Annotated in this window: 17 protein-coding genes; 5 read left to right on the top strand and 12 right to left on the bottom strand. The window is 70.0% G+C overall.

The window, feature by feature from the left end:
- The first annotated feature begins 163 nt into the window (after positions 1 to 163).
- Positions 164 to 1,717 (top strand): MFS transporter, encoded by a 1,554-nt coding sequence (locus OG782_RS28235; protein WP_406455610.1) that lies wholly within the window; start codon positions 164 to 166, stop codon positions 1,715 to 1,717.
- A gap of 120 nt (positions 1,718 to 1,837) precedes the next feature.
- On the opposite strand, the gene OG782_RS28230 is transcribed toward OG782_RS28235, so the two are convergent.
- The 4 genes from OG782_RS28230 to OG782_RS28215 all read right to left on the bottom strand — a co-directional run bounded on the left by OG782_RS28230 (position 1,838) and on the right by OG782_RS28215 (position 6,149).
- Positions 1,838 to 3,352: a DUF4153 domain-containing protein gene (locus OG782_RS28230; protein WP_406459323.1), complete on the bottom strand. Its 1,515-nt coding sequence runs from the start codon at positions 3,350 to 3,352 to the stop codon at positions 1,838 to 1,840.
- Positions 3,353 to 3,884: 532 nt separating this feature from the next.
- Entirely contained in the window at positions 3,885 to 4,781 is an 897-nt protein-coding gene (locus OG782_RS28225; protein WP_406455608.1) for an ADP-ribosylglycohydrolase family protein, read from the bottom strand.
- Between the two features lie 10 nt (positions 4,782 to 4,791).
- Entirely contained in the window at positions 4,792 to 5,451 is a 660-nt protein-coding gene (locus OG782_RS28220; RefSeq protein WP_406455607.1) for a histidine phosphatase family protein, read from the bottom strand.
- Between the two features lie 92 nt (positions 5,452 to 5,543).
- Positions 5,544 to 6,149 (bottom strand): YdbC family protein, encoded by a 606-nt coding sequence (locus OG782_RS28215; RefSeq protein WP_406455605.1) that lies wholly within the window; start codon positions 6,147 to 6,149, stop codon positions 5,544 to 5,546.
- A gap of 230 nt (positions 6,150 to 6,379) precedes the next feature.
- Between OG782_RS28215 and OG782_RS28210 the strand changes: the two genes are divergently transcribed.
- Positions 6,380 to 6,916 (top strand): TerD family protein, encoded by a 537-nt coding sequence (locus OG782_RS28210; RefSeq protein ID WP_406455603.1) that lies wholly within the window; start codon positions 6,380 to 6,382, stop codon positions 6,914 to 6,916.
- 93 nt (positions 6,917 to 7,009) lie between these two features.
- Here the strand turns inward: OG782_RS28210 and OG782_RS28205 are convergent, their stop codons facing one another.
- A complete protein-coding gene (locus OG782_RS28205; RefSeq protein ID WP_406455601.1) occupies positions 7,010 to 9,916 on the bottom strand; it encodes a vitamin B12-dependent ribonucleotide reductase in 2,907 nt (968 codons plus the stop codon).
- Positions 9,917 to 10,075: 159 nt separating this feature from the next.
- The gene (gene nrdR, locus OG782_RS28200) at positions 10,076 to 10,588 is read right to left on the bottom strand and encodes a transcriptional regulator NrdR (protein WP_406455599.1); all 513 of its coding nucleotides are present in this window, start codon (positions 10,586 to 10,588) and stop codon (positions 10,076 to 10,078) included.
- A gap of 554 nt (positions 10,589 to 11,142) precedes the next feature.
- Between nrdR and lexA the strand changes: the two genes are divergently transcribed.
- Positions 11,143 to 11,937 (top strand): transcriptional repressor LexA, encoded by a 795-nt coding sequence (gene lexA / locus OG782_RS28195; RefSeq protein WP_219573501.1) that lies wholly within the window; start codon positions 11,143 to 11,145, stop codon positions 11,935 to 11,937.
- A gap of 80 nt (positions 11,938 to 12,017) precedes the next feature.
- Here the strand turns inward: lexA and OG782_RS28190 are convergent, their stop codons facing one another.
- From OG782_RS28190 to OG782_RS28170, 5 genes are read right to left on the bottom strand one after another with little or no spacing between them, the layout of a single operon-like run.
- Entirely contained in the window at positions 12,018 to 13,988 is a 1,971-nt protein-coding gene (locus tag OG782_RS28190; RefSeq protein ID WP_406455597.1) for an ATP-dependent DNA helicase, read from the bottom strand.
- 50 nt (positions 13,989 to 14,038) lie between these two features.
- The gene (locus OG782_RS28185; RefSeq protein ID WP_406455595.1) at positions 14,039 to 15,922 is read right to left on the bottom strand and encodes an IucA/IucC family protein; all 1,884 of its coding nucleotides are present in this window, start codon (positions 15,920 to 15,922) and stop codon (positions 14,039 to 14,041) included.
- Positions 15,923 to 15,982: 60 nt separating this feature from the next.
- Complete coding sequence (locus tag OG782_RS28180; protein WP_406455593.1) at positions 15,983 to 16,708, bottom strand: GNAT family N-acetyltransferase; 726 nt, start codon at positions 16,706 to 16,708, stop codon at positions 15,983 to 15,985.
- A gap of 44 nt (positions 16,709 to 16,752) precedes the next feature.
- A complete protein-coding gene (locus OG782_RS28175; protein WP_406455591.1) occupies positions 16,753 to 18,645 on the bottom strand; it encodes an IucA/IucC family protein in 1,893 nt (630 codons plus the stop codon).
- A 28-nt stretch (positions 18,646 to 18,673) separates the two neighbouring features.
- Positions 18,674 to 20,053 carry a diaminobutyrate--2-oxoglutarate transaminase family protein gene (locus OG782_RS28170; RefSeq protein WP_406455589.1) on the bottom strand — a complete coding sequence of 460 codons (1,380 nt, stop codon included), beginning with the start codon at positions 20,051 to 20,053 and terminating at the stop codon, positions 18,674 to 18,676.
- A 327-nt stretch (positions 20,054 to 20,380) separates the two neighbouring features.
- On the opposite strand from OG782_RS28170, the gene OG782_RS28165 reads away from it, so the two are divergent.
- Both OG782_RS28165 and OG782_RS28160 read left to right on the top strand, forming a co-directional pair.
- Positions 20,381 to 21,610, top strand: coding sequence for a trypsin-like serine peptidase (locus OG782_RS28165; protein ID WP_406455587.1), 1,230 nt, complete (start codon positions 20,381 to 20,383; stop codon positions 21,608 to 21,610).
- Positions 21,611 to 21,887: 277 nt separating this feature from the next.
- Complete coding sequence (locus OG782_RS28160; protein ID WP_406455585.1) at positions 21,888 to 23,057, top strand: trypsin-like serine peptidase; 1,170 nt, start codon at positions 21,888 to 21,890, stop codon at positions 23,055 to 23,057.
- An 87-nt stretch (positions 23,058 to 23,144) separates the two neighbouring features.
- Here the strand turns inward: OG782_RS28160 and hflX are convergent, their stop codons facing one another.
- On the bottom strand, positions 23,145 to 24,665 hold the full coding sequence (gene hflX, locus OG782_RS28155) for a GTPase HflX (protein WP_406455583.1): 1,521 nt from the start codon (positions 24,663 to 24,665) through the stop codon (positions 23,145 to 23,147).
- Positions 24,666 to 24,797: the final 132 nt, after the last annotated feature.

The following is a 24,797-nucleotide window of genomic DNA, read 5'->3' as shown; positions in this document are numbered from 1 at the left end:
GTGGGCGGCGCGGGACCGAGCAGTTCCCGGCCGGGACGGCGGCTCCGGACGAATCCCGGCAACGTCGGATTCAGTGAACGCTTGCGTTCACTGAAGGGGACTCACTAACGTTGACGGGACAGTGAACGGAACCGTTCACTAATTCACTTGTGGGGGGACCCTAGTGACAACCTCTCAGTTAGACGCGAAGAGCGCACCGGGCGCGGCGCGACGGCAAGGCCGCCCGGGGATCGCCCTGACCGTCATCGCCGCCTGCCAGTTGATGGTTGTGCTCGACGCCACGATCGTCAACATCGCACTCCCGCACATCCAGGATGCACTCAGCTTCTCGACCACGGATCTCTCCTGGGTGCTCAGCGCCTACACACTCACCTTCGGCGGACTGCTGCTGCTCGGCGGCCGGGCCGGGGACATCCTGGGCCGCCGCCGCGTCTTCATGACCGGAATCCTGGTCTTCACCCTGGCCTCACTGCTGGGCGGATTCGCCCAGGAACCCTGGCAGTTGCTCACGGCCCGCGCGCTTCAGGGCATCGGCGGCGCCATCGCCTCACCGACCTCGCTCGCGCTGATCACCACGACCTTCCCCGAAGGCCCCGAGCGCAACCGCGCGTTCGGGGTGTTCGCCGCGGTGTCCGCGGGAGGCGGAGCCGTCGGTCTGCTGGCGGGTGGAATGCTCACCGAATGGCTCGACTGGCGCTGGGTCTTCTTCGTCAACGTGCCGATCGGCGTACTGATCGCCGTACTGGCACCGATGTTCATCAACGAGTCCGAGAAGCATCCGGGCCGCTTCGACATCTCCGGGGCCACCACCTCGACCCTCGGCATGGCCTCGCTCGTGTACGGGTTCATCCGGGCCTCCCAGGAGGGCTGGCGGGACTCTCTCACCCTGGCCTCGTTCGGCGCCGCGGTGATCCTGCTCGCTTCCTTCGTCCTCATCGAGATGCGCGCCAGGGAGCCGATCACTCCGCTGCGGATGTTCGCCGACCGCAACCGTTCCGGCACCTACGTGATCATGCTGAGTCTGGCCGCGGCCATGTTCGGCATGTTCTTCTTCATCGTCCTGTTCGTACAGAACGTGCTGGGCTACACCCCCATCGAATCGGGTCTGGCGTTCCTGCCGATCACCGTCGCGATCATCACCGGGGCGGGGCTCTCCCAGCGGTTCCTTCCGGTACTCGGGCCGAAGCCGTTCATGGTCACGGGGTCGACGCTCACCGGCATCGGCCTGTTCTGGCTCACGTTCATATCCTCCGGCAGCTCCTACGTGACCGGGGTCCTGGGGCCGATGCTCGTGTTCGGCTTCGGCATGGGGCTGAACTTCGTGACCCTCACGCTGACTGCGGTCTCCGGTGTCGCCCAGCACGAGGCGGGAGCGGCGTCCAGTCTGCTCAACGCAAGCCAGCAGGTGGGCGGTTCGCTGGGGCTCTCCATTCTGGTCACGGTCTTCGGCACCGCGAGCCGCAACGAGGCCGAGAAGCAGGTTCCGCTGTTCCTCGCGCACGCGACACCCGAGCAGAAGGCGGAGTTCGCCAGGACACGGGAACTGCCGGGCAGCTGGGGCCACGCGGTGCTCACCCAGGGCATCTCGACCGCGTTCGTCGCCGCGGTGGCGATGGCTGCCGTCGCCCTGCTGACAGCGACGCTGGTGATCCGGGTACGCAAGAGCGATCTGGACGCGCTGAGCGGCAAGGCATCGGCCGGTGGGCCGGCGGCGTAGGGCCTGTCCGGCGGATCAGGGCCGGACAGGCCCTGGTGCGGCCTTCGCGCAGGGGCGGAAAGACGGTTGCGGGCCGTCCCTGGGGGGAGGACGGCCCGCAACCGGTGGGGGAAGAGATGATCAGTACGGGTCGTAGGGGTCGTACGGGTCGTCCACCTCGCCGCCGCGCTCGCTCCCGTTGTCGCCCGACCCGAGACCCCGGCAGCCGATCTCACGGAAGCCCGGATCCCAGTCGCCGAGGATGTCCCGGGCCCGCTTCTCGCCCCAGCTCGTGGCGTACCAGGGTTCGTCCGAACTCCGCAGCGTCCGCTGGATCTCCTCCAGTGCGCAGGTGCGCAGGGGCTCGGGCAGGGTGTCGAGGGCGGGTACCGCGTCCGCCGAGAGACCGCGGAGGTACTCGACGTCGATCGAGTGATCGCTGCGATAGCGCTGGACGTTCTGTTCCGCGATCAGCCCGTCGGGTGAGACCAGCCCGAAGGCCAGTACGCCGACGGCCGCGCTCGCGGCGACCGCGCGCGGCAGCAGCCTGCGGCCGAACACACCGGCTGCCATGATCAGTACGAGAACCACGCCGAGCCAGAGCTCCACCGCCGCCACGGAGATGCGCAGCCGGGTCAGGCCGTACGCATCGACGTAGAGATCCATGCGTCGCAGCGCCGAGGCGACCACGACGAGCGTGAGCAGACAGAGCGTGCCGAGCACGCCCCGTACGAGCGTACGGTCGCGCGCACCGCCACGAGGTGCCCAGCGCAGGGCGAGCGCGATGACCAGGAGGGTGAGCAGCGTGGCCCAGAGCAGCTGCCAGAACCCCTGGCGCGCGTACTCGGAGTAGCTGAGGTCGGTCTCGGCCATCACCTTGTCGTACCCGCCGAGCAGCACCGTGAGCTGAATGGCGAGGAAGACGGCGAAGAGCAGATTCAGGACGATCAGGGGCAGCGCCCATTCCAGCCGCCCGCGGGCCCTGCCCGGGCGTACGGTCACTCCGTCCCAGCGGACCGGGGCGGCCGCGGTGTACGCGGCGGCGAGCGCGCCGGCCAGGCCGAGCGCGGCGAGGAAGATCCGCCACGGGCCTTCGCCGACCGAGACGTCGGGGATCAGATTGCCGAGTACGTCGGCGAAGGCGGCGTCGGCGCTCGCGAAGAGCGCCCCGAACACGATGAGCAGGACGGCGGCCACGGCTGTGGACCGGAAAGCGACACCCCATCCTCCCCGGGAGCCCGCCATGCGCTCGCGGACGCCGCGGGCGCCCCAGCCCAGGGACGGTGCGACGGACGTGAACAGCCCCACCGAGCCGAGGAAGACCCCGGGCCAGCTGCGGCTGCCGTGCAGAGCGAGCGAGCCGAGCGCCACGGCGGACACAACGGCCAGGAAGCTCGGCCAGCCGGCGTCGCGGAGGGCCGGAACAACCAGCAGGGCCAGTCCGCCGGCCCCCCACACAGCGGTCCACGGGCGCAGCCGGCGGCCGGCCGCCCGCGCGGCGAAGTAGGCCGCGAGCGACGCGGGGACCGCCACGACGAGCAGGTTCAGGCCGATTCCGTCGCCGAGCACCAGGGCGCTGAGCAGTGCGGTCGCCAGGACGGACCAGAGCGTGGCGCTGTGGATGGACCCCGGCTTCGCCGGCCGCAGCCGTGAGATGGCCGAAGGTTTCTGCTGGGCCGTTCCCCATGGGCCCTGCGGCTGCGGCGGCCGCCCCTGCTGCGCGTAGACCGGCACCCTGGGCGGCTCCGGCGCGGCGTAGTGGGCCGCCGGGCCGCCGGAGACCGGCCCGGCGGACGGTGCGGGAACCCGACCCTCCACCTGCACCGGCCCGTGCGGAGACTCCTTCTCGAGCGACGGCTCCGGCGTCGGGTTCGGCCCGCCGCCCGGCGACGCCCCGGATATACCCGACGGCTCGGCGGCCTCGGACGACCTGGCCCCTCCGGGTGTGTCCGGCACCTGCTCCGGCCGGGGTGATTCTGACGACTGATCTGACACGGGACCCCTCCCCACCGAGGTCCGCTCGCGCGAGCCCTGGGCAGCGCGGCCCCTCGGCGTCTCATTCGGTGCACACCCGTCGGGATGATCACCGAGGGCGGCGTGGCCGAAAGGGTAACCCCGTGTCACGGCCGGCAGCCGGGCGAGGCGGCGCTGTGGCAGTACCGTGACAGTCGGCCGGCGGGCCTCCCGGTCAGCTCGTCAGCCAGCCGGGGAGCTCTTCCGTCCGTGCCGTCCACTCCGCCGGCGGCGCGCCCGCCGTGCCCGCCGCGACCACTCCGCCGACGATCGCGCAGGTCGTGTCGACATCGCCGCCCGCCTGGGCGGTCACCCAGAAGGCCTGCTCGAAATCGCCGAGGCTGCGCGCCGCGGACCAGAGGGCGAACGGAACGGTGTCGTGCGCGCTGGTACGACGCCCGTTGCCGAGGACCGCGGCGACCGTGCCCGCGTCCTTGTAGTCCAGCATGTCGCGGGCCCGGCGCAGACCGGCGCCGACCGCGCTGCGCGGCACGAGCGCGATGACGCCGTCCAGGAGATCCGTCGGTGTCGGCGGGCCGGTGGGCGAGGCCGCGAGCGAGGCCGCCGCCGCCACGGCCATCGCACCCACGACGGCCTCCCGGTGCTGGTGCGTGGTGTACGAGGAGATCTCGGCCTGGTGCGTGGCCTGCTCGGGGTCGTCCGCGTACCAGGCGCCGAGCGGTGCGATGCGCATCGACGAGCCGTTGCCCCAGGAGCCCTGGCCGTTGAACAGGGAGGAGGCCAGCTCCCGCCAGTCCCCGCCCTCCCTCACCAGGCGCAGCAGCCGGTTCACGGCAGGGCCGTATCCCCGGTCGAAGTCGTGGTGCACCGCGAAGGAGCGGGCGAGCGCGTCCTGGTCGATGCGGCCGTGTTCCTGGAGGACGGCCAGGACGGAACAGGCCATTTCCGTGTCGTCGGTCCACTGCCAGGATCCCGGCGGCAGGACACGGTCCTTGAGGAGCGGATAGTTGGCGGGCACAAAGAACTGGGAGCCCAGGGCGTCTCCCACCGAGAGGCCGCGCAGGCTGGCAGCGGCGCGTTCGAAGCGCGGATCGGAAGCGGATTCGGTCATCGCTTCCACTCTATCCGGTGATGCCGTACGGCTCAGGGGTGCGCCAGCGCTCGAAGGGCCGGTCAAGGGTGTAGCGGCCGTTCCTGCCGAGCACCAGGGTCCGCGATTCCCCGTTGCCGGGATTGGAGAGCGATTCGAACTCGGCCACGGACCAGTGGAACCAGCGCATGCAGAACAGCCGCATGGTCAGGCCGTGTGTGACCAGCAGGACGTTCGGCGGGTGGTCGGGGGCTTCAAAGCTCCGGTGCAGGCTCTCCAGGAAGGCCCCGACCCGGTCGTAGACATCCGCTCCGGACTCGCCCTGCGCGAAGCGGTAGAAGAAGTGTCCGTAGGCGTCCCGGTAGGCCTTCTGCAGCCTGACGTCGTCGCGGTCCTGCCAGTTCCCCCAGTCCTGCTCACGCAGCCGCGGCTCCTCCCGCACCCGTACCCGCCCGCGGTCCAGCCCGAAGGACCCGAAGGTCTCGTGCGTCCGGCGGTAGGGCGAGACGTACACGCTGACCTGCTCCCCGCCGAAGAGCTCGCGCAGCCGCACGCCCGTCTCGCGGGCCTGCATCAGTCCGGTCTCGGTGAGTCTCAGTGCGTGGTCGGGCTCGCGCTCGTACACGGTGTCGTCGGCGTTGCCCTCGGACTCGCCGTGCCGGACGAGGACAATGCGTTGCGGTCTTGCCATGTACCGACCCTAAAACGAGTCGTCGCCGTTCGAGCAGTTGTCCGGAACTCGACGGTGCATGTCGTCGGTCGATTCCCGGTCTCCGGGTCCGGTCACACGGTCCACGAGGGTTCGAGCTGCACCACGTCACCGGCGAGCGCCGCCACGTCGTCCTCGGTCCCGGCCCGCTGCGAGAGCCGTTCGACGCTGCCCGTCCGGTACTTTCCGCGTTCGGCGCTGGACTGCCACATCGACAGGACCAGGAACTCATGTCCGGGTGCCTCCCCGAACACCCCCCGCAGCATCCCGGGCGATCCGGCCATCGCCGGATTCCACACCCTCTGCTGCATGAGTGCGAAGTGCTCGACCCGGTCCTCGTGCACCCTGCTGTGCGCCACCCTGAGCACGTCCGCGTCGGTGAAGCCGGGCTCGAAGCCGGTCTTCACGTCGAAGCGGTACTCGAAGAGCTTCACCTGGATGTCGTTGCAGGTACCGGCCTGCGCCGCCGCCAGGGCGTCGTGCCCGCGTGCCATGAACGAGTCGTAGAAGACCCGGTTCTCCCAGAACGCGAAGACATGGGCCACCTCCGGCCGCCCCCGGCTCCAGCCGCCGCCCTGCCCCCTGAATCCCGGCTCACCGAGCAGCCCCGCCCACTTCCGCTGCCCACGCTCGAAACCGCGACGGTCCACCACATTGCAGCGAATCCACTTGACCAGCACGGCGCCATCGTACGGGTGACGGACGTGGCGCGGGTCACGCTCCGACGGAGTGCATCAGAACCGGTCACGGGCGATCACACAATGATCACCGTGGCCTCGCTGCCCGGCGCCCCGCCAGTGGTGGCCCGAATCCGCCGTTCGTCCCCAAGCCGGTTGGTTCCACGGACAGTTGCGGACATGATCGGGTGATAGAACCGGAGCGACGCCCCCGTGCGAAGGAGGGAAGTCCGATGAGCACGCCCAACAAGGACATCGAGAAGGTCGAGGTCAGGCTCAAGTGGGATCCCAGTCCCCAGGGCGAGGCCCCCAATGACCTCGACATCATCGCGGCGACCTACCCGGCGGACGAGCCGTTCGGCAGTCCCGCGTATCTCGTGCACTTCGACAGCCGGGCACCCGACGGCACGATCACGCTCAACCGCGACAGCAGGACCGGTCAGGGCCTGGGGTACGACGAGGTCATGACGCTGGAACTGGACCGGCTCTCGGAGGCGTACTCCCGCGTGGTCGTCGGGGTCGCCATTCAGCAGCGCGACGGCCGCAAGACGTTCGGCGCGATAGGGAACACCGCGGTACAGATCCGCGAGGGATACACGAATCTGGCCGAGGACGACTTCTCCGCGGTCGCTGCCGCCACCGCGGCCGTCGTCGCCGAATTCGTGCGGGACGCCTCGGGGGTCTGGCAGTTCCACGGCACGGTACGGGGATTCGACGGGGCCCCCGACTCGTTCGCCGCGACGATGGGAAGCCGCCCGCCCGGAGCGTGAGGTTCCGGGTACGCGACGGGGCGGGAAGGTCTTCGAGAAGACCTTCCCGCCCCGTCGTGGTGTCTCAGGACACCCGGATCCGCCTGGGACCGGTCAGCTGCAACCGCTGGTCGAGCCGCAGCCCTCGCAGATGTAGCAGGATCCGGCGCGCTGCATCTTCGTACCGCAGGAGAAGCAGAGCGGGGCGTCGGCGCTGATACCGAGCTGCATCTCGACCAGTTCGGCCGAGGTGTGCGCCGTCTTCGGAGCCGGCGTGCCGGCCTCCTGCACCGGGGCCACGGCCTTCAGCGGCTCCGGCTGCCGCACCGGGGCGGACTGGGCCAGGTTCTCGGCCTCCAGCTGCTCCTCCTCGAACGTCGGCTCGTAGGAGCCGGTGTCGAGGTGGCGCTGGCGCTCCTCGGCCGAGTGGATGCCGAGTGCCGAGCGGGTCTCGAAGGGCAGGAAGTCCAGCGCCAGGCGGCGGAAGATGTAGTCGACGATCGACTGCGCCATCCGCACGTCCGGGTCGTCCGTCATGCCGGCCGGCTCGAAGCGCATGTTGGTGAACTTCGAGACGTACGTCTCCAGCGGAACGCCGTACTGCAGACCCACCGAGACGGCGATGGAGAAGGCGTCCATCATGCCCGCGAGAGTCGAACCCTGCTTGGACATCTTGAGGAAGACCTCGCCGAGACCGTCGTCCGGGTAGGAGTTGGCGGTCATGTAACCCTCGGCGCCGCCCACCGTGAAGGAGGTGGTGATGCCGGGACGGCCCTTGGGCAGACGCTTGCGGACCGGGCGGTACTCGACGACCTTCTCGACCGCGGTACGGATGGTGTCCTCGGCCTTGGCCGTGACCGCCGCCTTCTCCTTCTCCTTGGTCTTGGCGGAGAGGGGCTGGCCGACCTTGCAGTTGTCGCGGTAGATCGCGAGCGCCTTGACGCCCATCTTCCACGCCTCGAAGTAGACCTCTTCGACGTCCTCGACGGTGGCCGTCTCCGGCAGGTTCACCGTCTTGGAGAGCGCGCCGGAGATCCACGGCTGGATGGCCGCCATCATCCGGACGTGGCCCATCGCGGAGATGGAACGCTCGCCCATCGCGCAGTCGAAGACCTCGTAGTGCTCGGCCTTCAGGCCGGGTGCGTCGATCACATTGCCGTTCTCGGCGATGTGGGCGACGACCGCCTCGATCTGCTCCTCCTGGTAGCCCAGGCGGCGCAGGGCCTGCGGGACGGTGCCGTTGACGATCTGCATCGAGCCGCCGCCGACCAGCTTCTTGAACTTGACCAGGGCGAGGTCGGGCTCGAGGCCGGTGGTGTCGCAGGACATCGCGAGACCGATGGTGCCGGTGGGCGCGATGACCGAGGCCTGCGCGTTACGGAAACCGTTCTTCGCGCCGAGGCGGATGACGTCCTGCCATGCCTCGGTCGCGGCGGCCCAGATCGGGTTGTCCAGGTCGTCGGCGTGCACGGCCACCGCGTTGGCGTCGGCGTGCTGCTTCATGACGCGCTGGTGCGGCTCGGCGTTGCGGGCGTAGCCGTCGTACGGGCCGACGACGGCGGCCAGCTCGGCGGAGCGCTTGTACGACGTGCCGGTCATCAGCGAGGTGATGGCGCCGGCGAGCGCGCGGCCGCCGTCGCTGTCGTACGCGTGGCCGGTCGCCATCAGCAGGGCGCCGAGGTTGGCGTAACCGATGCCCAGCTGGCGGAAGGCGCGGGTGTTCTCACCGATCTTCTCGGTGGGGAAGTCCGCGAAGCAGATGGAGATGTCCATCGCGGTGATGACCAGCTCGACGACCTTGGCGAAGCGCTCGGACTCGAAGGACTGGTTGCCCAGGCCGTCGTCCTTGAGGAACTTCATCAGGTTCAGCGAGGCGAGGTTGCACGAGGTGTTGTCCAGGTGCATGTACTCGCTGCACGGGTTCGAGCCGTTGATCCGGCCGGACTCCGGGCAGGTGTGCCAGGCGTTGATGGTGTCGTCGTACTGGATGCCCGGGTCGGCGCAGGCCCAGGCCGCCTCGGCCATCTTGCGGAAGAGGGACTTGGCCTCGACCTCTTCGATGACGTCGCCGGTCATCCGGGCGCGCAGCCCGAACTTGCCGCCGGACTCGACGGCCTTCATGAACTCGTCGTTCACCCGGACCGAGTTGTTGGCGTTCTGGTACTGGACGGACGTGATGTCGTCGCCGCCCAGGTCCATGTCGAAGCCCGCGTCGCGCAGGGCGCGGATCTTCTCCTCCTCCTTCACCTTGGTCTCGATGAAGTTCTCGATGTCGGGGTGGTCGACATCGAGGATGACCATCTTGGCCGCACGGCGGGTGGCGCCGCCGGACTTGATCGTCCCGGCGGACGCGTCGGCGCCACGCATGAAGGAGACCGGGCCGGAGGCGTTGCCGCCGGAGGAGAGGAGCTCCTTGGAGGAGCGGATGCGGGAGAGGTTCAGGCCGGCGCCGGAACCGCCCTTGAAGATCATTCCCTCTTCCTTGTACCAGTCGAGGATCGACTCCATCGAGTCGTCGACGGCCAGGATGAAGCAGGCGGAGACCTGCTGCGGCTGGGGCGTGCCGACGTTGAACCACACCGGGGAGTTGAAGCTGAAGATCTGGTGCAGGAGGGCGTACGCCAGCTCGTGCTCGAAGATCTCCGCGTCCGCGGGAGAGGCGAAGTAGCTGTAGTCCTCGCCGGCCTTCCGGTACGTCTTCACGATCCGGTCGATCAGCTGTCGCAGACCGGTCTCGCGCTGGGGGGTGCCGACGGCCCCGCGGAAGTACTTGCTGGTGACGATGTTGACCGCGTTCACCGACCAGAAGTCGGGGAACTCGACGCCACGCTGCTCGAAGTTGATCGAGCCGTCGCGCCAGTTGGTCATGACGACGTCACGGCGCTCCCACGCCACCTCGTCGTACGGATGCACGCCGGGAGTGGTGTGGATGCGCTCGATACGCAGGCCCTGCTTGGTCGCAGTCGACTTGGCTCCCTTGGTGCGGGAACCTCGTGCCGGGCCGCTCGCCGTCTCTGTCATGCCGCCTCCCATATGTGGGCAAAAACGCCCTGAAGTGCCGAGAACTTCCCCGGGCACAGTGTGTGTCTGATACTTCGGACGCTGTGTTCGCCGTCCGGAGCAGGTCCTAGTGCCGTCCCGTCACCGATCCTTGGATCGGCTCCGGCCGGCCGGTGCCGCTCAGTCGGCGGCGACGGCGGGAACGGGGACCTCGATGGTCTCGCCGGTCCCGCATTCCTGCACGGGAGGCCGCCGCTCGCGGAGTTCCACGATGGCGGCCTCGAAGTCTTCGAGGCTGTTGAACGCCCGGTACACGGACGCGAACCGCAGGTACGCGACGAGGTCGAGTTCCTGGAGGGGGCCGAGGATGGCCAGGCCCACGTCGTGAGTGGTCAGCTCGGCGCTGCCGGTGGCACGCACCGCCTCCTCGACCCGCTGGCCGAGCTTGGCGAGGGCGTCCTCGGTGACGGGCCGCCCCTGGCACGCCTTGCGCACACCGGAGATCACCTTGGTGCGGCTGAAGGGTTCCGTCACGCCGCTGCGCTTGACCACCATCAGCGAGCAGGTCTCCACCGTCGTGAAACGGCGGGAGCAGTCGGGGCACTGGCGGCGCCGGCGGATCGAGGTCCCGTCGTCGGTGGTGCGACTGTCGACGACCCGGCTGTCGGGGTGCCTGCAGAAGGGGCAGTGCATGGCTCCCAACCCTCCTTCACAGCACGACTGAATGGCCTCTTCAGGCCCGGCGAGGGGCCCTCGAAGCAGTCTCAAGCATAGGCGATGACCGCACCCCCGATGGACGGGGACCACAACTTCTGGGCGGCTGGAACAATCCAACCACTAGATCTTGGGTTTGGCCGCGCATTTGGCCCTAGCGCGTGTCGCGCCTCGCAGGCGGCCGGAAGGCAGCGTACGACCGACCATGAGGGTACGGGAAGCGCGCGGCTCCACGGATTGCGGGGCGGCTGCCGGGAGACTGCCCGGGCGGCCGGGCCACCGACCCCCAAGGGTCGCGGAAACGGCCGGACGAGCCACCCCGCACGACGGCGACGCAGGCGCGAACGCTAGCGTAATAGTCCGAATTGCCGGTCGCCCCGCAACGGGCGGCACCGCCCCCGGCTTCGCTCATACACCTGGCAATGAACACCCGACAGACTTTTATTTGTTTTTCACTCGAACGTGTGTTTGGCGCAACCTTTCGAAAGCTACTACCGTTGTCCAGCTAGGGAGACCATTCGAGAGGGGCCGACGTGACCACCACCGCAGACAGTGCCATCATCACTGCCCAGGACCGCTCCCAGAGCCGACTCGAGCCGGTGCATGCCATGAATGACTCAGTCACGAACACGGAGGGTCCGGAGCCCGCGCGCCCAGCGCGCTCGCTGCCCGGACGACCTCCTGGAATCCGGGCGGACAGCTCGGGGCTCACGGACCGGCAGCGGCGAGTGATCGAGGTCATCCGGGACTCCGTACAGCGGCGCGGATACCCGCCGTCCATGCGGGAGATCGGTCAGGCGGTGGGCCTTTCCAGTACGTCCTCCGTCGCACACCAGCTGATGGCCCTGGAACGCAAGGGTTTTCTGCGCCGCGACCCCCACCGCCCCCGGGCGTACGAGGTGCGCGGTTCGGACCAGCCCAGCACACAGCCGACGGACACCACGGGCAAGCCCGCGGCGTCGTACGTGCCGCTGGTCGGCCGGATCGCGGCCGGTGGCCCGATCCTCGCCGAGGAATCGGTCGAGGACGTCTTCCCGCTCCCCCGCCAGCTGGTCGGTGACGGAGAGCTCTTCGTGCTGAAGGTCGTCGGTGACTCGATGATCGAAGCAGCGATCTGCGACGGGGACTGGGTCACCGTACGACGCCAGCCCGTGGCGGAGAACGGCGACATCGTGGCCGCGATGCTGGACGGCGAGGCCACCGTCAAGCGCTTCAAGCGGGAGGACGGTCATGTGTGGCTGCTCCCCCACAACTCCGCGTACCAGCCGATCCCCGGCGACGAGGCGACCATCCTCGGCAAGGTCGTGGCGGTGTTGCGCCGGGTGTGAACCCGCATTCCGAAGGGCCCCGTAACCGGCTGTACCGGTTACGGGGCCCTTCGCGTCCCGCCTGGTCCAGGAAGAAGGCGTTACGCCTGCTCGGCCTTGGCCGCGGCGTCGATCGCGGCGAGTGAGCGGCGCGCCTGGTTGGGGTCGGTCGTGTACCAGAAGTCCGGCAGCGAGGCCCGCAGATAGCTGCCGTACCTGGCATTGGCGAGACGCGGGTCGAGCACCGCAACGACGCCCTTGTCGCCCATGGCCCGCACGAGACGGCCGGCGCCCTGGGCCATCAGCAGTGCGGCGTGGGTGGCCGCCACCGCCATGAAGCCGTTGCCCCCCGCCTCCTCGACCGCCTTCTGGCGCGCGCTCATCAGCGGGTCGTCGGGCCGGGGGAACGGGATCCGGTCCATGACCACCAGCTGACAGCTCGCTCCGGGGACGTCGACCCCCTGCCAGAGGGAGAGCGTGCCGAAGAGACAGGTCTCCGGGTCGGCGGCGAAGTTCTTGATCAGCTCTCCCAGGGTCTCCTCGCCCTGGAGCAGGATCGGCTTGTCCAGGCGGCCCCGCAGCTCCTCGGCGGCGGCCTGAGCCGCCCGCATGGAGGAGAACAGCCCCAGGGTGCGCCCTCCGGCCGCCTCCACCAGCTCGGCGAGCTCGTCCAGCATGTCCGTGCGGGAACCCTCCCGGCCGGGGGTCGCCAGATGCCGGGCGACGTACAGGATCCCCTGCTTCGGATAGTCGAAGGGCGACCCGACGTCGAGCCCCTTCCACTGCGGAACGTCGTCGCCTGCGGTGCCCTCCGGGGAGAGTCCGAGGGATGCTCCCACCCCGTTGAAGTCACCGCCCAGCTTGAGCGTGGCCGAGGTGAGGACCACGGAGCGGTCGGCGAAGAGCTTCTCGCGCAGCAGCCCGGATACGGAGAGCGGGGCGACCCGCACCGAGGCCCCGAAGCGGTCGTGGCGCTCGTACCAGACGACGTCGTACTCGGAGCCCTGAGTGATCCGTTCGGCCACGCCGTGGATCGTCTCGACCGCGGCCAGGGCCTGCTTGCGTACGGCGTCCTCGTCCTGGACGGACTTGTCGCGGGTGGCGCCGATCGCGGAGATCACCGTGCGCGCGGCGTCGCGCAGCGCCAGCAGCGCATATCCGAGGTCCTCCGGCACCTCCTCCAGACGGCCGGGGAGCGCCAGCTCCATCACCCGCTCGAACCCCTCCGACGCGGTCTGCAGGGCGTCGGCCGCCTTCTCGTTGACCAGCTTCGCCGCGCGGCGCACCGCGCGGTTGACCTGCCCGGGGGTGAGCTCGCCGGTGGCCACCCCGGTGACCCGGGAGACCAGCTCGTGGGCCTCGTCGACGATCAGCACCTCGTGCTGCGGGAGCACCGGGGCGCCCTCGATGGCGTCGATGGCCAGCAGCGCGTGGTTGGTGACCACCACGTCCGCCAGCTTCGCCCGCTCGCGGGCCTGCTCCGCGAAGCACTCCGCCCCGTACGCGCACTTGCTCGCGCCCAGGCATTCGCGCGAGGAGACCGAGATCTGGGCCCAGGCCTTGTCGGATACGCCGGGGGTGAGGTCGTCCCGGTCGCCCGTCTCCGTCTCGTCCGCCCAGTCCCGCATGCGCAGCAGGTCCTGGCCGAGCTTGCTCGACGGGGCCGCTGCCTCGAACTGGTCGAAGAGCCCTTCCTCCTCCTCCTGCGGCACGCCTTCGTGGAGGCGGTGCAGACACAGGTAGTTCGACCGGCCCTTGAGCATGGCGAACTGTGGGCGGCGGCGCAGCAGCGGATGCAGGGCGTCGACCGTACGCGGAAGATCGCGTTCCACGAGCTGGCGCTGTAGGGCGAGGGTCGCCGTGGCCACCACGACGCGCTCGCCGTGCGCCAGGGCGGGCACCAGATAGCCGAGCGATTTGCCCGTACCGGTGCCGGCCTGGACGAGCAGGTGGGATTGGTCGTCTACAGCCTCGGCGACGGCGTCGGCCATGGCGGCCTGGCCTGGCCGCTCCGTACCGCCGACGGCGGTCACGGCGGCATGCAGGAGCTCGGGGAGGGTTGGCTTCGTCATAGCCCGACCAGCCTACGGGGCGCCACTGACAACGGTGGTCACTCCCGGGCTCACGCGGCGTGGAGCGGGTTGGGCACCGTGCCGTGGACCGCCGCATGCGGCCGCTCGGGCCGGTCGCGGTACCCGTCCACGTGCAGGCGGTTCCGGTTCAGACAGAGGCGTTCGATGCGGGGCGTCAGCATGTCGAACATCTCGAACCGCTCCTTCAGCTCGGGAAAGCGCGCGTGATGGCGCAGGATCTCCGCCCGGACGAGTGACCAGAAGGTGCTCTCCGGGACGCCCAGCTGCTCCTCGCAGAGCGGGGACAGAAAGCGGAAGACTCCGGTGAAGAGGCCGGAGTGGATGAACTGGGTGAGGAAGCCGGGCTCCTCGGTGAGCAGGATGCGGCGCACGTCCGGCGGCATCGTGTCGTGCTCGGGCAGCGGCCGGGCGCTGACGTTCACGTCGTCGACGAAGTCCTTGATCGCCAGGCGCACCGGTACGTCGTGGTCGTCGAAGACGACGATGGCGTTCTCGCCGTGCGGGGAGAAGACGGTGCCGTAGCGGTAGAGGAAGTGCAGCAGCGGCGGCAGGAGTGCGGCGAAGAGCCGGGTCAGCCAGACCGTGGGCGTCAGCCCCGAACGGGCGACCAGCTCGGCGGTGAACGCGCGGCCCCGCGGATCGGTGTGCAGCAGGGAGGCGAGCGTACGGGCCCGCTCACCGGGGGCGAGGCGCGGAAGGAGGGGTTCGCGCCAGATCGCTCCGAGGATCTCCTTGAACTGGTACGGCGTCTCGGGGAGGTGGTCGTACAGCGGGTGCTCGACCGTGACCGAGGCCACCTCGCCGAGCAGGATGACGCCGCAGTCCTCGCGCAGGAACGGATCGCTGTCCCGCAGTCCCTGGACCCAGGCCGTGACGGCGGGGGCGGCGAGCGTGCGCTCGGTCGGGAGCCCGCGCCAGACCAGGGTGTTGAGGATCGACAGCGGGAGCTTGACCGTGTGGCGGTCGGGCCGCTCCAGGTTGGCGAAGGTGCGGATGGACTGCTGCGGCAGCCGCAGGTCCGGGTCCGCGTGCAGGGGAACGATGTCGCCGGCCGCGATGGCCGGGGCGAACAGGGGGACGATCCACTCGTCCCACTGCCAGGGGTGGACGGGAAGGAAGAGGTAGCGGGCCGGGTCGAGGCCGCGGGCGTGCAGGACTGCGGCGAAGGAGGCGCGGACCTCGGGGCCGAGCTCAGTCGCGTACAGCTGCTCGGGGGCGGCGAGGGAGGTCACGCCGCGGTAGGCGGCGATCTCGGAGGAGACGGCGATCCACGGCAGCCTGACCGGCCTGCGGGCCTCGGGGGTGAAGCGGGACGCGTCGGTGGCGGAGAACCCGAGCCGCCCCTTGTTGGCGACGATCCAGGGATGGCCGGTCTGGTGTCCTTCGAGCGCCGCGTAGTCGAGGTCGGCCAGCTCGGAGGCGGTGAGCGCACCGTGGTCGAGGCGGGCGTCGGCGGTGAGCGTGGTGGTGAGCTCGCGCACGAGATGGCCGAGGGTGGCGCCGTCGAGCCCGAGGAGGAGGCGGGCCCGGGCGAGAAACACCAGCGGATCGCGGAAGGGGACGCTTCCGGCGAGTTCGTCCTCGGCAGGCCCGGCGGCCTCCGTCGCGGGGCTGTCCCCCGCCACCGCAGGCCCGTGCGTCTCCCGGACCGAGTCGGGAGCGACGCGCCAGCTTCCGTACACCCCACGCGCGGCGGTGAAGAGCAGGCGTGCGCCGTCGTCCAGCACGAGGGTGTACGAGCCGTCCTCGGCGGTGCCCGGTTCGGGCCGGATGACCTCCTCGTAGGCGAATTCGCCCAGCATCTTGGCGAGCAGCCGGGCGGCGGCCCGGTCCCAGACCGCCCGGTTCAGTTCAGGGGTGCTGAGCAGCGCGGGCGACTCCGCTTCGTCATGGCTCGCGGGATATTTCGGCACGGGGACTCCTCGGGTGGGAACCGATGGGGTTCGAGCGGTCTGGGCGGGTCTGCGGATCGTTCACAGCTGGGTGCGGTGGGCTCGGTCGCGGACCATCAGCGCGGCCCGCTTCCCCGGGAGTTCGACCTCCGCGGAGTAGCGGAATCCCGCGCTCAGGAACGCGGCGACGGACGGGGTGTTGCGGAGGTCGGGTTCGGCCACGACCCGTGCGCACAGCGGGCGGTTGTCGAGCACGAGGTCGGCAACGGCCCGGATCAGCGTGGTGCCGACCCCGTGCCCCCGGTCGTCCACCTCGCCGATGAGGAGGTGGATCCCGGTGTCGTGCGGCCGGGCGGGATAGTGACGGGCCAGCGGGTCGAGGTCGGCGCGGTAGATCTCCCAGTAGCTCATGGGGACGCCCGAAAGCACCCCCATGCAGGGCACACTGCGTCCGTCACCGTCGAGTTGGGACGCCAGGTGCCCGGCGGTGACGGTCTCGGCTCCGGCGAGTTCCCAGAACGCCGCGACGGCGGGATCGTTCATCCAGCGGCTGATCACCGCCAGATCGCGTTCCGGTCGCACGGGGACGAGCTGGAACACTCCGGCCGGTGTGGTGACGGGCCTCCACCGCACCGGCCGGTCGAGCAGGTCGGAACCGGCGGGCCCGTACCGTGGCGCGGGCGTGTCCTCCCCCAGGAGCACGAGGAGTTCAGCGGTGAGTCGCAGATCCACGGTTTCCTCGGCGCCCGTGCCGGCCCGCGGGGCTGGGCCGGTTCCGGGGTCGGTGTGCGCATCGGCGGGAGGCACGGGTGACACTCTCCTCTCTCAGCCGTGCGGACGGAGGAATTCCATCAGCCGCACAGGGGGTTGGTGATCGTGACGTAGACGGACTGGGTGTCGACCGGTCCGACGAGTTCGTCGAGTCCGTGCAGCCGGGTCAGCATGTTGGCCTTGCAGCGCAGGCGGGGAGTTTCCAGCAACTGCGCGGGGAGCGGCGATCCCAGCCCGGTGGCCGAGGCCAGGAACCGCCGGAGGGCGGCGAGGAGCACCTGTTCGTCGGCGAGCCGCTGGGAACCGAACGCCCCGATCAGTCCGAAGACGTTGTTGATGCCGAGGTAGTAGGCGAAGCGTTCGTCGGTGACGGCGTCGGACACGAAGGTGTCGCTGACCGCCCCGATCCCCGGGAGCCTGCGCTCGAGCGCCGTGCGGTGGGATTCGCGGAAGTAGTAGCCCTGGTTGTCGCGGTAGCGGCCGCCGGCCGGCCAGCCGTCGGCGTCGAGCAGGACCAGGGTGTTCTGCTGGTGGGCTTCGAGGGCGACACCGGCGTGGCCGTCGAGCCAGAGAACCGGCTGCACGACACGGTCGAGATAGCGCAGGAACCATTCGGCGGCCACGGCGGTCGTGGTGCGCCCGGTGGTGGCGGCGAGCCGGCGGACGACGTCGGCGAGCCGGGAGTGCAGAGCCGCCCGGTCCGGCCAGGGGCGCGGCGCGGTGAGTCCGGCGATACAGACCGCGTCGTCGTACCGGTCGAACGGGTTGTGGCGGAGCATGACGTCCAGGCCGTGCACGGGATCGCCGTCCGGGGTGTCGACCGCGAGCCATGCGGGGTCCCGGACGATGTCGAACCCGGGGTGGACCGCGTGCCACTGCCGGGCGAGTCCGCTGCGGAGCAGCCGGTGGACCTCCACTCCCCGGTGGAGTTCCTTGCGCAGGTTCTCACGGCGGGAGTTGGTGATGCGTACACCGAGGGAGAGCTTCAGCATCAGGTCCGCGCCCGGGCGTTGCACGGTGCGCACCGACGAGGTGGGGTGCCAGCGCGCTCCGTACGGGCCCAGGTCGTGCAGGAGTCCGGCGGCGATCAGGGCGGCGACCTCGGGCCGGCCCACCAGCTCGCGGGCCTGCCAGGGATGGAGCGGGATCGGCGTGCTGTGCCCGGGCACCCGCAGGCCCTCTGCGTGGCGGGATACGAGCTCCGCGGCCGGCACGGGTCGGCCCTGGTCGGTCCATGCCGAGTCGGTGGCCAGTACGGACCGGTCGGCGGCCATCCAGTGCAGCGGGAACGAGCCGTGCAACTCCGGCGAGTAGAGGCGGGATTCGGCGTCGGAGAGGCCTTCCCGGCTCTTGGGAGAGGGGTGGAGCGGGTGTCCCAGCAGGAGTGACTGCTCCGCGGTGAGGAAGAGGTCGGTCTCGGCGGGAGCGGCGGGCCGGCGGCGTTGTCCCTCGATGAACACGGCGGTGCGCCGTACCGAGTCAGCCACCCTGGCGATCATGTCGGCGCCCTCGCTGTGGTCGGCCTCGCGGCCCAGGAGTGCGGCCACGGTGACCGCGTCGGCGGTGGGTGCGCCGGCGGGCGCCTGTTCCAGCACGGGCGGGCCGAAGCGGTGCCAGCCCGTGGCGGACCAGTGGCGGACGGGGACGAGCAGTGCGGTGCCGCTCGCGGGGAGGGGGATGCGGAGGGTCTCCCCCTCCGGCCGGGGCAGGTCGCATTCGCGGACCCAGCAGCGCAGCAGGTTCTCGACGCCGGCCGCATCGGCGGCACGGAGCGGATCCGGGTGGTCCAGGGGGTCGGCGGCCGGTGCCGGGCCGGCGTGCGCCGTCCTGGGGGCTGCGTGCCAGAGTGCGTGCGGCACCTCCTTCTGGCGCGGCACGGTCGTCGCCTCGACGGCGAGGTGGCCGGGGGTCGCGGCCTCTCGGTGGTGGATGGAGGGAGGGCCGTCGGCCTCGGGCGCGGGGGTGGGGTTCACGGCGGTCTTCCTGTGGTGGTGTCCGGGGTCAGCGGATCGACCCGGTCGTGGTCCGTCGGTGCGGTGAGCGCTCCGCGGCTGCCATGGCATCGGCGAGGCGGTCGATGACCGCTGTTGCCTGTTCGTCGGTGAGCGTGAGGGGCGGGAGAAGGCGGACGACGGTGGAGTGGCGGCCGCCGAGCTCGACGATCAGGCCCCGGCGCAGGCACTCCTGCTGGACTGCGGCGGCGAGGACCGGGTCGGGCGGTGGGCCGGTGCCGCCGCCGGCCGGGGCCGCTTCGGGGTCGACGATTTCCACCCCGATCATCAGGCCCCGGCCCCGGACGTCGCCGATGCACGGGTGGCCGGCGGCGAGCGCCCGGAGGCTCGCCAGCATCCGGGCGCCGAGCGTCCCGGCCCGCTCGGCGAGCCGGTTCTCCCGGACATACGCGAGGGTGGCCGTGCCCGCCGCCATCGCCAGCTGGTTGCCGCGGAATGTACCGGCGTGGGCGCCCGGCTGCCAGGTGTCGAGTTCGGAGCGGTAGACGATCACGGCGAGCGGGAGCGAGCCGCCGATGGCCTTGGACAGCACCATCACATCGGGCACGATCCCGCTGTGCTCGACGGCCCAGAAGGCGCCGGTCCGGCCGACGCCCGTCTGTACCTCGTCGGCGATCAGGGGGATGGACCGGGACTCGGTGATCTCGCGCATCCTGCGCATCCAGCTGTCGGGCGCGGGGTTGACCCCGCCCTCTCCCTGTACGGGTTCGAGGATCATTCCGGCCGGAGCGGGTGTTCCGCTCTTGGGGTCGTCCAGCACGCTCTCGGTCCAGCGCGCGGCGGTCCGCGCACCGGGCTCCCCGCCGATGCCGAAGGGACAGCGGTAGTCCTGCGGGAACGGCAGCCTGGTCACGCTCACGTCCTCGGCGCCGCCCGACGCGGCGAGGGCGCCCGCCGTCATCCCGTGGTAGGCGCCGGTGAAGGCGAGGAGGCCGCTGCGGCCGGTGGCGGCCCGGACCAGTTTGAAGGCCGCTTCTACCGCGTCCGTACCGGCCGGTCCGCAGAACTGGATCCGGGCGTTGTCGGCGAACTTCCGTGGCAGCGTGGCGAACAGCTCCGTGGTGAAGGCGTCCTTCACCGGGGTGGCCAGGTCGAGTACGTGCAGGGGTGCGCCCGAGTCGATGACCTTCTTGATCGCCTCCAGGACGACCGGGTGGTTGTGCCCGAGAGCCAGAGTCCCGGCTCCTGACAGGCAGTCGAGATAGCGCCGCCCGTCCGCACCCTCGATCGTCAGGCCCCGGGCCCGTACCGGCACGATCGGCAGCGACCGGGCATAGGTACGGGCAGCCGATTCACGCAACGACTGCCGGCGCAGGATGCCTTCGTGCGCCGTGAGTGGTGGTGCCGGAGCTGGTTCGGTCACGGCCACGGCTCTTGATCCTCCCGCTGTAACAGTTGCGTTGCACGTCCGTACGATTTCGCACGGACGGACCGCGGGGGTGAACGCTGTCTCCGTGTCCCCCGTACGTACCAACGACGCGGGGGACGGAGGATCACGGGTAAATCCGAAGATCCTTGCGGAGCGGAACCAGGCCCCTGCCTCACACCATCGACAGCGGCACCGGCATAGTGGGGGACCGCGCCGAGGCTCCGGGACACCCTCCCGGCCATCGCGGCACTCCCCGCTCCGCCCGGGGTGCCGTGCCGAAGTGCAGTACAGAAGCGTTGAGTTACGAAGTCCCAGGGGGATCAGCAGATGCGTCTCGTTCGACCAGGATTCACCGCACGCCGTAAGGGGAGTGCCCGCCGCGCCTCCTCCCCCGTGCTCGCCACCGCGGCGGTCGCCGCTGTCCTCGCACTCACCGCCACGGCGTGCGGGCCGGGCGAGGACGATGCGAGCACCCAGCCGAGCAGCGGTTCCACGGGCCAGACGTCGGACAACAAGGTCGCCATACCGGACGACCTGAAGGACCGGCTCAAGGAACACGGCATCGACCTCGACCAGTGGAAGAACGGCGAGTGGAAGAACTGGGACAAGGACAAGTGGCTGCGCGAGGCCAAGGACTACATCAACCCGATCATCGAGGGCCTCTGGGACCCGGACCGGATGCGTGACGCCGACAAGGCGCCCGAGAAGCCGGTCGACAACGACATCTCGGGCGACAAGGGCGTGACGGACCCGACGCCCGCACCGGTCCGGGCCACCGGCGTGCAGACCGCGTACCACGACAACGCGGCGGAGTCCGGGAAGCTGTTCTTCGACGGACCCGAGGGCTCGATGGTCTGCTCGGCGACCGTGGTGAAGGACCCGGCGCACCCCGGCAAGTCCAACATGGTGTGGACCGCCGGACACTGTGTCCACGCGGGCAAGAAGGGCGGCTGGTACCGCAACATCGCCTTCGTCCCGTCGTACAACAACAGCGGTCTGTCGACCGATGAGCTGCGCAACAACCCGCCCAAGGAGAAGGTCGCCCCGTACGGCGTGTGGTGGGGCACCTGGGCGCAGACCTCCGCCCAGTGGATCGACCAGGGCGCCTCGGTCGGCGGGCTCGGCGCACCGTTCGACTTCGCGGTGCTGCACGTCACGCCGGAGAAGGGCTCGACGGGCAAGTCCCTGGAGGAGACGGTCGGTTCGGCACTTCCGGTCGAGTTCAACGCCCCGGCCGTGCCCAAGATCTCCGCGATGACGGCGACCGGCTTCCCGGCCGCTCCGCCGTACGACGGCCAGAAGCTCTTCCAGTGCAAGGACAAGCCGGGCCGGCTCTCGCTCACCGAGAGCGACCCGACGATGTACCGCATCGGCTGCTCGATGACCGGTGGTTCCTCCGGCGGCGGCTGGGTCGCGGCCGGGCAGGACGGCAAGCCCGCACTGGTCTCGAACACCTCCATCGGCCCGGTGACGGCCGGCTGGCTGGCCGGTCCGCGCCTCGGCAAGGAAGCCAAGGGCGTCTACGACTCGGTCAGCAAGAAGTACGCGGACAAGTAACGGCGGACAGGCGACCACCCGGACGCCGGTGACGACGGGTCGGGGGTTCTCGTGTGCGGGTTGCGCCGCGAAATCCCCCGACCCACCCGGGCGTTGACATCCTGCCGCCCATCGCCCCGTCCCGGGCCGGCGGCCCGCCGCTTCCCGGGGGCCGGTGGCAACAAGCCTGCTCCCGGCCGTCATAGGGTGGCTCCGCACCATCGTCGGCAGCTCGGGCACACTGGCTGCCGCATGACACGTTCATGCCATTTTTGAGTTTCCAGGGGGAATCTTTTCCATGCGATCCATACGTCCACTGCTTGCCGCGAGCGGCCTCGTGGCCGCGCTCGCACTCACTGCCACGGCCTGTGGTCCGACCGAGGACACGGGGTCCGACAAGCCCGCCGCCACCGAGTCCGCGAGCGCCGGCGACTCCGGAGGCATACCCGCCGATCTGGCCGACACCCTGAAGAAGCACGGGGTCGACCCGGAGAAGTGGAAGAACGGCGAGTGGAAGAACTGGGACAAGGACAAGTGGCTGCGTGAGGCCAAGGACTTCGTCAACCCGGTCATCGACGGGCTGTGGAAGACCGACCGGATGAAGTCGGCGAAGGACCCGGCCAAGACCATGTCCGCCGGGGACCTCTCCGGTGACCAGGGTGTCAGCGACCCGGAGCCGAAGCCGGTCACGGCCGAGCGCGAGAAGACGCCGTACCACAACTACGCGGCCCCGGTCGGCAAGGTGTTCTTCGACTCCCCCGAGGGCCACATGGTCTGCTCGGGCACGGTCGTCAAGGACCCGAAGAACCCGGGCAGGTCCAACCTCGTGTGGACCGCCGGTCACTGTGTCCACGCCGGCGCCAAGGGCGGCTGGTACCGCAACATCGTCTTCGTGCCCGCCTACAACGACAAGGGCAAGAGCGCCGCGGCGCTCGAGAACGCACAGCCGCAGGAAGTCGCCCCGTACGGTGCCTACTGGGCCGACTGGGCCTCCACCTCCGGCGAGTGGCTGGCCGACGGCGGCCCCACCGGCGGTGAGGGCGCTCCGTACGACTACGCGGTCCTGCATGTGAAGCCGGAGAACGGCACCAAGTCCCTCGAGGAGACCGTGGGCAACGCCCTGCCGGTGAACTTCGACGCCCCCGAGGTCGCGCAGATCAGCGCGATGGGCGCCTGGGGCTACCCTGCCGCCCCGCCGTACGACGGTCTGATCATGCACAAATGCGTCGACCGCCCCGGCCGGCTCTCCATCAGCCCCGCCACTCCCACGATGTACCGCATCGGCTGCACGATGACCGGCGGTTCCTCGGGTGGCGGCTGGTTCAGTGAGGGCAGCGACGGCAAGCTGGCGCTGGTCTCGAACACCTCCATCGGCCCGGTGACCTCGGGCTGGCTGGCCGGACCCCAGCTGGGCAAGGGCGCCGAGCAGATCTTCACGATGATGAGCGACAAGTTCGGCGACAAGTAGCGGACGCCGGACGGACACAACGGCCGACGGCCCGCTCCCCGAGGGGGAGCGGGCCGTCGGTCCGTTCTGTGCCGTGCCGTACCGCGGTCAGTGCGCCGCGGGTACGAAGGCCGCGAGGTCCGAGGCCAGTTCCTCGTGCACCCGCGCCTTGAGCAGCGTGCCCTCCGACGTGTGCTCCTCGGAGATCACCTCGCCCTCGGCGTGCACCCGGGAGACGAGTCCGCCCTGGGTGTAGGGCACGAGCGCCTCGATCTCGACCGAGGGCCGCGGCAGTTCGCTGTCGATGAGCGCGAGCAGCTCGTCGATACCGGCGCCGGTGCGTGCCGACACCGCGATCGCGTGCTTCTCGTTGCGCAGCAGCCGCTGGAGCACCAGCGGATCAGCGGCGTCCGCCTTGTTGATCACCACGATCTCGGGTACGTCCAGCGCACCCACCTCGCGGATCACCTGGCGCACGGCTGCGAGCTGCTCCTCCGGCACCGGGTGCGCGCCGTCCACCACATGCAGGATGAGGTCGGATTCGGCGACCTCCTCCATCGTGGAGCGGAACGCCTCGACGAGGTGGTGCGGCAGATGCCGTACGAACCCGACGGTGTCGGCCAGCGTGTAGATCCGTCCGCTCGGTGTCTCGGCCCGGCGCACGGTCGGGTCGAGGGTGGCGAACAGCGCGTTCTCCACCAGCACACCCGCACCGGTCAGCCGGTTGAGCAGGGAGGACTTGCCCGCGTTGGTGTATCCCGCGATCGCGACCGAAGGAACCTTGTGGCGCTTGCGCTCCTGGCGCTTGAGCTCGCGGCCGGTCTTCATCTCCGCGATCTCCCGGCGCATCTTCGCCATCTTCTCGCGGATCCGGCGCCGGTCCGTCTCGATCTTGGTCTCACCGGGACCACGGGTCGCCATGCCGCCACCGCCGCTGGAACCGCCGCCGCCCATCTGACGGGACAGCGACTGACCCCAGCCGCGCAGCCGCGGCAGCATGTACTGCATCTGTGCCAGCGAGACCTGCGCCTTGCCCTCCCGGGACTTGGCGTGCTGGGCGAAGATGTCGAGGATCAGGGCGGTCCTGTCGACCACCTTGACCTTGACGACGTCCTCCAGGTGGATCAGCTGGCCGGGGCTGAGCTCACCGTCGCAGACGACGGTGTCCGCCCCTGATTCGAGAACGATGTCGCGCAGCTCAAGCGCCTTGCCGGATCCGATGTACGTGGCCGGGTCGGGCTTGTCGCGCCGCTGGAAGACTGCGTCGAGCACCTGGGCTCCCGCCGTCTCGGCGAGTGCCGCCAGCTCGGCCAGGGACACTTCCGCGTCGTGCACCGTGCCCGAGGTCCAGACGCCGACGAGTACCACGCGCTCCAGGCGCAGCTGCCGGTACTCGACCTCGGTGACGTCCTCGAGCTCGGTGGAGAGTCCGGCCACACGCCGCAGCGCGGCGCGCTCCGAGCGCTCCAGCTGCTCGCCGTCGCGCTCTCCGTCGATCTCGTGGCTCCAGGCGACGTCCTCTTCCATCAGGGCGTCGGCCCGAAGGCCATCGGTGAGGCTCTCGGTGACATTCTCCGTGGCACTCTGCGCGTCCTGCGCGTCCTGGGGAAGGGAAGAAGAGGAGGTCATTGGATCCTTACGTCGATAGAAGTCCGTTACATCAGTCACAACGTGTGACCTCCCGGGATGATTCCCTCGGGGGAATTCTCCGGTCCGGCAGCCGTTGCGACTCGTCGATAGTGGCACGGCGGGCCCTGCCCG

Source organism: Streptomyces sp. NBC_00876 (assembly GCF_045207435.1).
Classification (GTDB): Bacteria; Actinomycetota; Actinomycetes; order Streptomycetales; family Streptomycetaceae; genus Streptomyces.
The sequence above is the reverse complement of the archived record's forward strand: the minus strand, read 5'-3'. Positions and strand labels throughout refer to the sequence as shown.

Excerpts from the sequence above, each read along its gene's own strand:
- hflX (WP_406455583.1), bottom strand. The coding sequence starts at position 24,665 with ATGACCTCCTCTTCTTCCCTTCCCCAGGACGCGCAGGACGCGCAGAGT.
- OG782_RS28205 (WP_406455601.1), bottom strand. The coding sequence starts at position 9,916 with ATGACAGAGACGGCGAGCGGCCCGGCACGAGGTTCCCGCACCAAGGGA.
- nrdR (WP_406455599.1), bottom strand. The coding sequence starts at position 10,588 with ATGCACTGCCCCTTCTGCAGGCACCCCGACAGCCGGGTCGTCGACAGT.
- OG782_RS28165 (WP_406455587.1), top strand. The coding sequence starts at position 20,381 with ATGCGTCTCGTTCGACCAGGATTCACCGCACGCCGTAAGGGGAGTGCC.
- OG782_RS28220 (WP_406455607.1), bottom strand. The coding sequence starts at position 5,451 with ATGGCAAGACCGCAACGCATTGTCCTCGTCCGGCACGGCGAGTCCGAG.
- OG782_RS28225 (WP_406455608.1), bottom strand. The coding sequence starts at position 4,781 with ATGACCGAATCCGCTTCCGATCCGCGCTTCGAACGCGCCGCTGCCAGC.
- OG782_RS28190 (WP_406455597.1), bottom strand. The coding sequence starts at position 13,988 with ATGACGAAGCCAACCCTCCCCGAGCTCCTGCATGCCGCCGTGACCGCC.
- OG782_RS28210 (WP_406455603.1), top strand. The coding sequence starts at position 6,380 with ATGAGCACGCCCAACAAGGACATCGAGAAGGTCGAGGTCAGGCTCAAG.
- OG782_RS28160 (WP_406455585.1), top strand. The coding sequence starts at position 21,888 with ATGCGATCCATACGTCCACTGCTTGCCGCGAGCGGCCTCGTGGCCGCG.